9 protein-coding genes are annotated in these 12,652 nt (G+C 54.7%); 7 read left to right on the top strand and 2 right to left on the bottom strand.

The window, feature by feature from the left end; all coding sequences use genetic code 11:
• Window positions 1–435, top strand: a complete 435-nt coding sequence (exbD, locus tag GE278_18215; protein ID QLK62576.1) for a TonB system transport protein ExbD — start codon at window positions 1–3, stop codon at window positions 433–435.
• 69 nt (window positions 436–504) lie between these two features.
• Here exbD and garD read toward each other — a convergent pair whose 3' ends face one another.
• Window positions 505–2,076, bottom strand: coding sequence for a galactarate dehydratase (gene garD / locus GE278_18210; GenBank protein QLK62575.1), 1,572 nt, complete (start codon window positions 2,074–2,076; stop codon window positions 505–507).
• 537 nt (window positions 2,077–2,613) lie between these two features.
• Here garD and GE278_18205 point away from each other — a divergent pair.
• The 5 genes from GE278_18205 (at window position 2,614) to GE278_18185 (ending at window position 8,412) form a co-directional block, all read left to right on the top strand.
• Window positions 2,614–3,960 (top strand): MFS transporter, encoded by a 1,347-nt coding sequence (locus GE278_18205; GenBank protein ID QLK62574.1) that lies wholly within the window; start codon window positions 2,614–2,616, stop codon window positions 3,958–3,960.
• Between the two features lie 54 nt (window positions 3,961–4,014).
• Entirely contained in the window at window positions 4,015–4,785 is a 771-nt protein-coding gene (gene garL / locus GE278_18200; protein QLK62573.1) for a 2-dehydro-3-deoxyglucarate aldolase, read from the top strand.
• Between the two features lie 32 nt (window positions 4,786–4,817).
• Window positions 4,818–5,702 carry a 2-hydroxy-3-oxopropionate reductase gene (locus GE278_18195; GenBank protein QLK62572.1) on the top strand — a complete coding sequence of 295 codons (885 nt, stop codon included), beginning with the start codon at window positions 4,818–4,820 and terminating at the stop codon, window positions 5,700–5,702.
• A 122-nt stretch (window positions 5,703–5,824) separates the two neighbouring features.
• A complete protein-coding gene (locus GE278_18190; protein ID QLK62571.1) occupies window positions 5,825–6,964 on the top strand; it encodes a glycerate kinase in 1,140 nt (379 codons plus the stop codon).
• A gap of 140 nt (window positions 6,965–7,104) precedes the next feature.
• Window positions 7,105–8,412 (top strand): amino acid deaminase, encoded by a 1,308-nt coding sequence (locus tag GE278_18185; GenBank protein ID QLK62570.1) that lies wholly within the window; start codon window positions 7,105–7,107, stop codon window positions 8,410–8,412.
• Between the two features lie 52 nt (window positions 8,413–8,464).
• Here GE278_18185 and barA read toward each other — a convergent pair whose 3' ends face one another.
• Window positions 8,465–11,215: a two-component sensor histidine kinase BarA gene (barA, locus tag GE278_18180; protein ID QLK62569.1), complete on the bottom strand. Its 2,751-nt coding sequence runs from the start codon at window positions 11,213–11,215 to the stop codon at window positions 8,465–8,467.
• Window positions 11,216–11,278: 63 nt separating this feature from the next.
• Between barA and rlmD the strand changes: the two genes are divergently transcribed.
• Entirely contained in the window at window positions 11,279–12,643 is a 1,365-nt protein-coding gene (gene rlmD / locus GE278_18175; protein QLK62568.1) for a 23S rRNA (uracil(1939)-C(5))-methyltransferase RlmD, read from the top strand.
• Window positions 12,644–12,652 lie beyond the last annotated feature (9 nt).

The raw sequence follows: 12,652 nt of genomic DNA, 5'->3' as shown, positions 1-12,652 counted from the left end.
ATGGCTATTCGGTTAAACGACGATATCGACGAAAGCGGTGAAATGCATGACATCAACGTCACGCCTTTTATCGACGTCATGCTGGTACTGCTGATCATCTTCATGGTCGCTGCGCCGCTGGCCACCGTAGATGTGCGGGTAGATTTACCGGCTTCGACGGCTAAAGCGCAACCGCGTCCGGAGAAACCGATCTTCCTTACGGTGAAATCCGATAAGCAACTGTTTCTTGGCGACAGCCCGGTCAACAGCGACAACCTGACAGCAATGCTCGATCAGCGTACTCAGGGCAACAAACAGAGTACGATTTTCTTCCGTGCAGATAAGACGGTGGATTATGAAACGCTGATGAATGTGATGGATAACCTGCGTAAAGCCGGTTACCTGAAAGTCGGGTTGGTCGGTGCAGAACAGACGGGCGCAGCAGCGGCTCAGTAAGTTATGCTTCAGATCCGAAGCATAAAAAAGGCCAGCATTGCTGGCCTTTTGCATTGGTGATGTGGCAGATCAGGTCACCGGTGCCGGGTTAAACACCGCCAGTGCATTGTGAATGCCCCAGGTGTCTGACCAGGTTTTCTTGCGGCCGCTGGCGATATCCAGGATAAAGTGGAACAGCTCCCAGCCGACGTCTTCAATCGTCGCATCACCCGTTGCGATGGTACCGGCGTTGATGTCCATCAGGTCATGCCAGCGGTTGGCCAGCGTGGTGCGGGTCGCCATTTTGATTACCGGTACGGCCAGCAGGCCGTAAGGCGTACCGCGCCCGGTGGTGAAGACCTGAACGGTGATCCCGGAGGCCAGTTGCTGCGTGCCGCAGATAAAATCACTGGCGGGCGTGGCGGCGAAAATCAGCCCTTTTTTGGTCGGACGCTGGCCCGGTGACAACACTTCTGAAATCGCGCTGGTGCCGGATTTTGCAATCGAGCCAAGCGCTTTTTCCACTACGTTCGCCAGTCCGCCTTTCTTGTTGCCCGGAGACGGGTTGGCGCTGCGGTCGGTTTGCCCGAGCGACAGATAATTATCATACCAGGCCATCTCTTCCAGCAGGCGTTTGCCGACGCTGACGTCCGCTGCGCGCGGGGTGAGCAGGTGGATCGCGTCGCGCACTTCGGTCACTTCGGAGAACATCACTGTGCCACCGCAGCGAACCAGCAGATCCGAGGCGAAGCCGACCGCCGGGTTGGCGGTCACGCCGGAGAAAGCATCGCTGCCGCCACACTGCATACCGACCACCAGATCTGACGCCGGACAAGTTTCACGCTGACGCCGATTCAGGCGCCCGAGATGGAACTGCGCCACGGTGAGGATATCGTCGACCATTGACTGGAAACCGACGTGCTGTTCATCCTGCAAACGGACGATGTGAGTATCGTCGAGCGAAATGGCCTGCACGTCTGGCGTGCCCTCCAGCAGACGCTCTGGCTGTAGTTTCTCGCAGCCCAAACCGACCACCATCACCTCACCGCCAAAGTTCGGGTTGAGCGCCAGATTGTGGATGGTGCGTATTGGCACGACCGCTGCCGGTGCGTTGATAGCCACTCCGCAGCCGTACAAATGGTTCAGCGCCACCACGCCATCGACGTTGGGGAATTGCGGCAGTAAATCTCTTTCGATGATTTTCACCACATAATCGACAACGCCCGCGACACAGTGAACGCTGGTGGTAATGCCGAGCAGGTTTTTGGTGCCCACGCTGCCGTCTTCGTTGCGGTAGCCTTCAAACGTGTAACCTTCAAGCTTTGGTAAGGCCGGGGGAACGCGGGTTGCCAGCGGCAGGCTGGCGAGTTCTGGCGCAACGGGCAGTTCGACCAGAGATTCGTCAATCCAGCTGCCTTGCGGAATTTCCCGCACGGCATAGCCGATCACTTCGCCATAACGAATAATATCACCGCCTTTAGCAATCGGTTCCAAAGCCACTTTATGGCCTTGCGGAATATGCTCAATTAATTCCAGACCATTTGAAAATCGGGTGCCGCCTTTTAAGCCGTTATCATTCACAATAATGGCAACGTTATCGCTTTCATGAACTTTAATGAAAAGTGCGTCTGTTGCATGTTCTTTATCTTTATTACGTGACATAACTGTCTCCGCGTTTATTAAACATCCCGAAAAAAGAACCTTCGGTTAATTCTCTGAAGTTGTTGCGTACAAATGCTAACGTTTTGTCTTTCCGGCATTACAGGGTATTCCCCATTATAAAGCAGCTGTACTGGAACCTCATTGTGCAACTGACCAGCTTTTTACCCGCGGAACGTCATTCTGTGTGGCAGGTGACAGAATAGATGTGACGGATATCACTCTTTATTTCTCAGGCTTTCAGAACCCGCGGGAACTGTGATTATCCTCCCATCACGATGTGTGGATGCAAAAGAATAGTCGTTATCACACGGCTTATTCTTGGGCGAATGCACAGTGTTATTTCCGCCCTCGTTTTTTATACTGTGTTGGCCCTCTGAAGGTCGTGTTGAAAGCAATACAGGTAAATTTCAGGCATGAATAAATTACGATGAAATGCCTGTCTCATATAAAGGAAGCCAGCAGGTGATGCCTAAAAGGTTATTTCGATAACCGTAATATCCCTGCAAATTATTCCATACTAGTAAAATGAGGGTCACCATGAGCGTTCATTCCCAGTCCCGAGTACTGGCGCAAAGTAAGACACGAACCCATATTCGCTATTATATTTTGCTGATTATTTTTCTTATCACGGCGGTGAATTACGCCGACCGTGCAACACTTTCTATCGCCGGTACCGAGGTGGCGCGTGAGCTGGGTCTGGATGCCGCCGATATGGGGCAAATCTTCGCCGCGTTCGGTTGGGCTTATCTCATTATGCAACTGCCCGGCGGCTGGCTGCTGGACCGTTTCGGTTCCAAAAAAGTCTACTCCTACAGCCTGTTTTTCTGGTCACTGTTTACGCTGCTGCAGGGTTTTGTCGGCTGGTTCCCGCTGGCATACGGCGCGCTGACACTGTTCATCCTGCGTTTTATGCTGGGTTTCTCCGAAGCCCCTTCCTTCCCGGCGAACGCCCGCATCGTGGCTGCCTGGTTCCCGACCAAAGAGCGTGGCACCGCCTCGGCGATTTTTAACTCCGCACAATATTTCTCGCTCGCGCTGTTCTCCCCGCTGCTCGGCTGGCTGACCTACGCCTGGGGCTGGGAACATGTCTTCATCGTGATGGGGGTGCTCGGTTTTGTCCTGACGCTGGTGTGGATTAAGTTCATCCACAACCCGCCTGAGCATCCGGGGATTTCTAAAAGCGAGCTGGAATTTCTTAAAGACGGCGGCGCTGTCGTCGATATCGACCATAAGAAAACCGACGGCACGCAAGGTGGCCCGAAATGGAGTTACGTCCGACAAATGCTGAGCAACCGCATGATGCTGGGTATCTTCTTTGGCCAGTACTTCATTAACAGTATTACGTGGTTCTTCCTGACCTGGTTCCCGATTTATCTGGTTCAGGAAAAGGGAATGTCTATTCTTAAAGTCGGGATGATAGCAGCGATCCCCGCGCTGTGTGGCTTTGCCGGTGGGGTGCTGGGCGGCGTCTTCTCTGACTATCTGCTCAAACGCGGTTTCTCGCTGACCGTGGCGCGCAAAATTCCGATTGTCCTGGGCATGCTCTTAGCCACCAGCATCATTTTGTGTAACTACACCGACAATAACGCGCTGGTTGTGACCCTGATGGCGCTGGCGTTCTTTGGCAAAGGTTTCGGGGCGCTGGGCTGGCCGGTGATTGCCGATACTGCACCGAAAGAAGTCATTGGCCTGTGCGGCGGCATCTTTAACGTCTTCGGCAACGTAGCCTCAATCGTTACGCCGCTGGTCATCGGTTATATCGTCAAAGGTCTGCATTCATTCAACATGGCACTGATTTTCGTCGGCTGTTCTGCGCTGATGGCGATGCTGTGTTACCTGCTGGTCGTCGGTGAGATCAAACGTCTCGAACTTAAGAAAAGCTAATTTGCGATGGCGGGCTGAAGTCAATTCCGCGCCCGCCCTATAACGAGGTCATCTATGAGTAATCAAATGATTCCAAACCGGTTCCGTCAGGATTTATTGCAAGGCAAAACGTTGATCGGCTGCTGGGCCGCCTTGTGCAACCCGATTGCCACGGAAGTATTGGGGGTCGCAGGTTTTGACTGGTTGTTGCTCGACGGCGAACACGCACCGAATGACATCAGCACCTTTGTGCCGCAGTTGATGGCGCTGAAAGGCAGCAAAAGCGCGCCGGTGGTGCGCCCGCCTTTCAATGAACCGGTGGTGATCAAACGTCTGCTGGATATTGGTTTTTACAACTTCCTCATTCCGTTTGTGGAAACGCAGGAGCAGGCCGAACGTGCCGTAGCTTCCACACGTTATCCGCCCGCGGGGATCCGCGGCGTGTCCGTTTCCCATCGCAGCAATATGTTTGGCACCGTGCCGGATTACTTCACCAGCATCAACGACAACATCACGGTGATGGTGCAAATCGAGAGCCAGCAAGGCGTCGATAACCTTGATGCGATTGCCGCTACCGACGGCATCGACGGCATTTTTGTCGGCCCAAGCGATCTGGCCGCAGGTATGGGACATCTCGGCAACGCCGGACACCCGCAAGTGCAGGCGGCAATCCGCCACATCTTCGACCGCGCAAAAGCGCACGGCAAATCCAGCGGCATTCTTGCACCGGTAGAAGCCGATGCGCGCCGCTATATGGAATGGGGTGCGACTTTTGTGGCCGTCGGCAGTGATTTAGGCATTTATCGCGCAGGAACGCAGGCGCTGTGTGATCGCTTCACCAGATGATCTCAATACATCAATACTCTGAGGATATTCGAATGAAAATTGGCTTTATTGGTTTAGGCATCATGGGCAAGCCTATGAGCAAAAACCTGCTCAAAGCAGGTTATGAGCTGGTGGTCATGGACCGCAATCTCGACACTGTAAATGAAATCGTTGCGCTGGGTGCCGCTGCTGCCGCCACGCCGAAAGCGGTCGCTGAACTGTCTGACGTGATCATCACCATGCTGCCTAATTCACCGCAGGTGAAAGAAGTTGCGCTGGGCGAAAACGGCCTGATTGAAGGTGCACGTCCGGGCACTATTCTTATCGACATGAGTTCTATCGCACCGTTGGCCAGCCGTGAAATCAGCGAAGCGCTGGCGGCGAAGCAGATAGCGATGCTCGATGCACCGGTCTCCGGCGGCGAACCGAAAGCCATCGATGGCACGATGTCAGTAATGGTCGGCGGCGACAAAGCCGTGTTCGATAAATGCTATGAAATCATGAAGTCGATGGCCGGTTCCGTGGTACATACCGGCGATATCGGTGCGGGCAATGTCACCAAGCTGGCGAATCAGGTGATTGTGGCGCTGAACATTGCGGCGATGTCCGAAGCGCTGGTGCTGGCGACCAAAGCAGGCGTGGATCCTAACCTTGTTTTCCAGGCTATCCGTGGCGGATTAGCAGGAAGTACCGTGCTGGAAGCTAAAGCGCCCATGGTGATGGATCGCAATTTCAAACCGGGATTCCGTATTGATTTGCATATCAAAGATTTAGCCAATGCACTCGACACTTCCCACGGCGTGGGTGCACAACTGCCTCTGACCTCGCTGGTCATGGAAATGATGCAGGCATTGAAAGCGGATGGTCACGGGCAATCTGACCACAGCGCCATTGCACGCTATTATGAAAACTTAGCGAAGGTTGAAGTTACCCGTTAGTCAAAGACGTTTGCGCGGCCCGATGAGCAGTAAATCGCGCCGCGCAGCCCTTTTGGCAGGATGCAAAACTGACAGGACGCTTTTTCACAACGGCGCGTGCAGTTTATGAAGGTAATGACTTTATGAAAATAGTGATCGCACCGGATTCATACAAAGAAAGTTTGTCTGCATTGGATGTGGCAAAGGCCATCGAAAGCGGATTTCGTGAGATTTTCCCTGACGCGGAGTACATCAAACTGCCGGTCGCCGACGGCGGTGAAGGCACGGTGGAAGCTATGGTGGCCGCCACCGGTGGCCGGGTGGTGAAAGTAAAGGTCACCGGGCCACTGGGCACACCGCTTGACGCCTTCTTCGGGCTTTCCGGCGACGAGAAAATCGCGTTCATCGAAATGGCCGCCGCCAGCGGGCTAGAAAGTGTGCCGGCAGCGCAGCGTAATCCTCTAAAAACAACCTCTTACGGTACGGGCGAGCTTATCTACTCCGCGCTCGACCACGGCGTAAAACACTGCATCATCGGTATCGGCGGCAGTGCTACCAATGACGGCGGGGCTGGTATGATGCAGGCGCTGGGCGCGAAGCTGCTGAATCAGGAAGGGCAGTCCATCGGCCAGGGCGGCGGTGAACTGGAGAAGCTGCACCACATTGATATCAGCGGGCTGGATCCGCGAGTCAAAACCTGCCGCTTCGAAGTAGCCTGCGACGTGACTAATCCGCTGACCGGCAAAAACGGCGCTTCCGCCATTTTTGGCCCGCAGAAAGGCGCGACGCCGGAAATGATCGAGCAACTGGACGGCTATTTGCATCATTACGCGACAGTGATTAAGCAGGATCTGGGCATCGACGTTGAGCATGTTCCAGGCGCTGGCGCGGCGGGGGGTATGGGCGCGGCATTGTACGGATTTTGCGGCGCGGAGCTGCGTCAGGGCATTGAGATCGTCACTGATGCGCTCGGGCTGGATGCGCTGGTCAAAGACGCGACGCTGGTGATCACCGGCGAAGGGCGCATCGACAGCCAGAGCATCAACGGCAAAGTACCTATCGGCGTGGCGCGTGTCGCCAAGCGCTACAACAAACCGGTGATCGGCATTGCGGGCAGTCTGACCAAAGATGTTGATGTCGTTTACGCCCACGGGCTGGATGCAGTTTTCAGCGTGCTCTACAGCGTGTGTACGCTGGACGACGCACTGAAAAATGCCGCAGATAATCTGCGTAAATCAGCACGGAATATTGCCGCGACCATTAAGTTATCGCAAAAGCTCTGAGAAAGTATTAACGGAAAGTACCCGCAACAATACGTCATTAAAAAACCGGTGTTCAGGCCCAGCCAGCACCGGTTTTTGTATTTTATTCCCGACGATTTTACGTTAGTTTTTTAGAATCAAATCGCAACGGGAACCTCGCCATGTCAGAGATTGATTTTTCGCAGCAGCCAGTCAATACACAAACCAAAGGATTAGGGCCAATCAGCGCAGATGCGCGCATGGGCGATATTCGCCTGCAGGGCTGGAATATCCTGCGCGAGGATGTCAGCCTGCCAGTGGCGGTGCTGCTTAAAGAACGAATCGAACACAATCTTGCGTGGATGCGCGAATTTATTCAGCGCTATCAGCTGAAACTCGCGCCGCACGGCAAAACCACCATGAGCCCTGAGCTGTACCGGATGCAGCTGGAATTCGGCGCGTGGGGTATCACGCTGGCGACCGCGCCGCAGGTCAACGTGGCGTTTCGGCACGGCGTGCGAAAAGTGATCATGGCGAACCAGTTGATCGGCAAAGGCAGCATGGCGATCATTGCGGAATTATTGCGTGAGGATCCTGAGTTTGAATTTTCCTGCATTGTGGATTCGGCTGATAACGTCGATGCGCTCGGCCATTATTTTGCCAGCCAGCAACTGACTCTTCGCATTATGTTCGAATACGGAATTCAGGGCGGTCGCACCGGTATTCGCACCGGCGAGCAGGAAGCGGAGGTGCTGGCGGCTGTGAAGCGCTGGCCGCAGTCCCTGGCGCTGGTGGGGGTTGAGCTTTATGAGGGTGTCAGTAATGACGAAGCGACGATCCGCGCCTTCCTGCGTCACGTTGTCGCGCGAACCGAAGCGCTGGCGATGGCGGGTGAATTCGCCGAGTCGCGGGTGATGCTGACCGGCGCAGGGTCTGCGTGGTTTGATGTGGTAGCGGAAGAGCTGACGCGTGAGGACCCGCATCTCGACAACGAGAAACGTTACCAACTGGAGGTTATTCTGCGATCCGGTTGTTACGTCACGCATGACGTCGGCGCGTATCAGGCCGCTCTGGAGCGGATGCAAACCAGCAATCCGGTGGCGCGTGAAATGAACAGCAGTTTACAGCCTGCGTTGCAGGTCTGGGCGGCGGTGCAGTCCTTGCCAGAACCGGGCAGGGCGATCATCGCTTTTGGCAAGCGTGATGCCGGTTACGATGCCGGATACCCAAAAGCCGCAGGTCATTTCCGCCCCCGTAACGCTACGCAGGCTGGCTACACCACCGTCGTCCCCGCTCCCGATGACTGGAAAGTTTATGCAATGATGGATCAGCATGCGTTTATGTCGATCCCTGAAAATGCGGATCTGAAAGTCGGCGACATGCTGGTGTTCGATATCTGCCATCCGTGTCTGACATTCGATAAATGGCGTCAGCTGCTGCTGGTCAACGAACAATGGGATGTAACCGGAACCGTGAAGACCTGGTTTTAGCTGGGATGTTTAACGCATAAAAACGCCCGGATTTAGCCGGGCGTTAAATTTTTTACCTCGGCAAGTAGGCCACCGCTGCCCGCTTCACATTCTCTATCTCATCAAGCAGTTCCAACCATTCTGGCTCCAGCGTTTCCACACTCACGCCCTGACGCAACTGCTGTTCGATGTAATAACAAAGCTGTTTCAGGCGCGGGACGCCGCTGTAGCTGCAACTACCGTGCAGTTTATGGATAAGCGCCAGAATGTCGTTATCGGTTTCACCGCGCGCAACGGCATCGACGCGTTCGGCGACTTGTGGCAGGAATTCCACCAGCATTTGCAACAAATCCTGCGCCAGCGCGACTTTGTTGGCGGACTGACTCAGTGCCAGCTGCCAGTCGAGCGTGCTGTTTGGGGCGAGGTCTTCCTGCGTTTGCAGCGGGGAATCTAACTGATTCTGATGAGAGTAATGGCGCGACAGCACATTTTTCAGCATGCCTTCGTCGATAGGTTTTGCCAGATAATCGTCCATGCCCAGTTTGAGCAACTGCTCACGTTCGCCGCTCAGCGAGTGGGCAGTGACCGCCACGACCGGCGTACTGGCGTGGCGCGCCATCTGATGAATGATTTCGCTGGCGCGGATGCCGTCGATATCCGGCATCTGAATATCCATCAAAATGATGTCGAGATCGGTGTGGCGGGCGACATCAATTGCTTCTTCACCGCTGTGGCAAAGCACGGTGGTTTCCACCAGTTCCTCGAGTAGTGCGCCAATCAGTTTGAGGTTCGCCGGATTATCATCCACCGCCATCGCGGTCAGCGGCAGGCGTGAGGTTTTCGTTTCATCTGAACCGAGGATCCGCACCACCGGCTGCTGCTCTTTCAACAGCAGCGGCAGCAGGCGGATACTGGACATCGGTTTGATGAGGCACGCCTGCACGCCGCGCCGTTTTAGATCTTCAGCATCTACCTGGAACTGGCTTGGCAGCGCCAGCAGCAGATGTCGGGTCATGCCCAAAACCCGTTTTAATCTGTCGTCATAATCGGCCAGCGTCTGATCTTGCTTGACCGGAATACTGCACAGCATCATGTCGTAATAGTTTTCCGGCAATGCCGCCAGCGATGTGCGGTGTGTCACTTCCAGCGGCGTTGCCTGCAAAATCTCCATGGTGGCTTTCGCCGCCGCAGGGTTGGCTTCGATGTAGGCGAGACTTTTGCCTTCAAGCGAATTCATGGAGACCGGGGTCACGTGGCGATTTTCATTGAGCTCAAGCGTAACGTGGAACCAGAAAGTTGAACCGCGATTGATCTGGCTGTAGAAGCTGATATCGCCGCCCATTTCTTTCACCAGCCGCTGAGTGATCACCAGTCCCAAACCCGTGCCGCCATGACGGCGAGAAATACTGGCATCGGCCTGGCGGAAAGCCTGGAACAGCTGCGACTGCTGCCGTTCGGAAATACCGATGCCTGTGTCGTGGATCTGCACTTCCAGTTCAACCTGCAAATTGTTCTGCGAACGCAGTTCCACATTGATATCAATGTTGCCGGTTTCGGTGAACTTAATCGCATTTCCCAGCAGGTTGGTGACGACTTGCTGCATACGCATCGGATCGCCGAGGACGTTTTCAGGCACGTTATTATGAACATTGAGCGTCAGCTCCAGCCCTTTGTCGTGCGCGGTGTGTGCCAGCAGAATGACCACTTCATCGAGCATTTCATGCAGCGAAAAAGGAATATGCTCGAGCACCAGTTTGCCCGCTTCCAGCTTCGAGAAATCCAGAACGTCATTAATGATGGTCAGCAGATTATTTGCCGAACGCTCAATGGTTTGCAGGTAATCTGCCTGCGTCGGGGAGAGCGGCGTTTTCAGTGTCTGACGGGTAAAACCAATGACGCCATTGAGCGGCGTACGCAGTTCGTGCGACATATTGGCGAGGAATTCGGATTTGATACGCGCCGCTTCCTGCGCGCGCTTTTTCGCCAGATCCAGCTCGACGTTCTGGATCTCCATCTGTTCCAGCGTCTCGCGCAAATCTGACGTAGCCTGGTCGATATTCTGCTGCACTTCTTCGTGGTACGCCGTCAGGGACATAGCCATCGAATTGATACCGTTTTTCAACATGCTGAGCTCGCCGGGCATATTACCTTCGACGCGGCTGTCGAGTTGCCCGCGACGAATGCGGTCAACGGTGTTCACCATGTTGCGGATAGGCCCTGTGACGTCGCGCATCAGCCGATAGGCAAACAGAGTGGCGATGCCCAGACACAGCAGTAACAACATGGTAGAAACGAACGCTTCCTGATACTGCGCCAGTCGCACCGAGCTGATATCCAGCTCAATAGCGATATAGCCGAGATTATGTTCGGGAGAGGTTCTGAAAGAGGCGTCATCGGCCTCAGTATGATTCTCTGCCTGAACCGGCGTGCGCAAAACCAGAGAGTCGCCGATGCGCACCTGTGTCAGTTCACGGGGAATGTCTTTGACGCTTTTGACCTGCAAAGGCGTGTTTTCGCGCAGGGAGTTTGAACTGGCGAAGAGTTTATTGTCGCCATCAAACACGCTGATGCTGCGGACAATGTCGGAATGATTGCGGTGCAGGCGGCTGATGAGACGTATCACCGGTTCACGTTCCCGGAACGTCATCCCGTATTCGCTCGCGACGGCCAGTGGCTCGATAATGCTGGCTCCGGCGTCGATCAGCTGATTCTGCAACTCGTTATATCGGTGCACCACAAAGAAGGTGCTGAGCAGCAAACCGATCATTAATGTCGGTGCCAGAATCAGGATCATCATCCGTGCGCGAAGGCTATATTTGGTCATGAGGTTCCAATGTGGGAGAATTACCTAAAGTAAGCTTAATAAACCAGCGTGCAATCGACAATAATGGCTCAATTCTACTCTCCGAACCGCCGTGTGACGACCCGGCAAACGATAACTGTGACCGCCACCGACCTGGATGCTTTCGGGCAGGGCGTCGCGCGTCATAACGGCAAAGCCGTGTTTGTCAGTGGCTTACTGCCCGGCGAGCAGGCTGAAGTGATTTTAACAGAAGATAAAAGTAAGTACGCCAAAGGGCGGCTGAAACATTTGCTGACCACCAGCGCCGATCGCGTTCAACCGGCCTGTCCTCATTATTCTACCTGTGGCGGTTGCCAGCAGCAGCACGCCAGTGAGGCATTGCAACAGCGCAGTAAATCGGCCTCCCTGCTGCGACTGATTTCCCGTGAAACCGGCATTCAGGCTGATGAACAGCCGGTGATTGCCGGTCCGCAATACGGTTATCGCCGTCGTGCGCGTCTTGGGTTGCAAATTGCCGGGGCGAAATCGGGGCGTAAACCCGGTAACGGGCCGCTGGTGATGGGGTTTCGTCAGGAAGGTTCGAACGATCTGGTTGCAATTACCCGCTGCCCGGTGCTGCGGCCTGAACTTGAGCAACTGCTGGTGCCGGTGCAGGAATGTCTGGCCTCCCTGACGGCGGAAAAACGCCTCGGGCATCTGGAAATGGTGCTGGCCGACAACGGCGCGCTGCTGGTATTGCGCCATCTGGATCCGCTGAGTGAGGCCGATCGCGCTCGCCTGACGGCGTTTGCGCAGAAGCATCAGTTAACGATTTTTCTGGCACCCGACAGCGACACGCTGGAGCGATTGTGCGGCAATGTCCCTGCGTATCAGATTGATGGCCTGACGCTGAATTTTGGTCCGCGTGATTTTATTCAGGTCAACGACGCCGTTAATCAGCAAATGGTGGCGCAGGCGCTGGAATGGCTGGCGCTGACGCCGGAAGACCGCGTGCTGGATTTATTCTGCGGAATGGGAAATTTCACCCTTCCACTGGCAAAAAGAGCTAAGCAGGTTGTCGGAGTTGAAGGTGTTGCTACACTGGTGGCGAATGGGCAAGATAATGCCCGAATAAATGGACTCGAAAATGCGTCATTCTTCCATGAAAATCTGGAGGAAGACGTCAGTCAGCAACCCTGGGCAGCGCAAGGCTTCAATAAAGTTTTGCTCGATCCTGCGCGGGGTGGTGCGGCGGGCGTGATGACGCACATTGTTAAGCTTGCCCCGCAGCGCGTGGTGTATGTGTCCTGCAATCCCACGACATTGGCTCGGGACAGTAAAATTTTGTTGGAGGCGGGTTATCGGTTGGCTCAGGTTCGTATGCTGGATATGTTTCCGCACACCGGGCACCTTGAATCGATGGCTCTGTTTATCAACCCATCTGACACCAGGGTTGTGTCAGACACGTAGGGAGAGGGT

It is taken from the genome of Enterobacteriaceae bacterium Kacie_13, from assembly GCA_013457415.1.
Lineage (GTDB): Bacteria > Pseudomonadota > Gammaproteobacteria > Enterobacterales > Enterobacteriaceae > Rahnella.
Note: the sequence above shows the minus strand (reverse complement) of the source record. Positions and strands in the feature narration are given on the sequence as shown.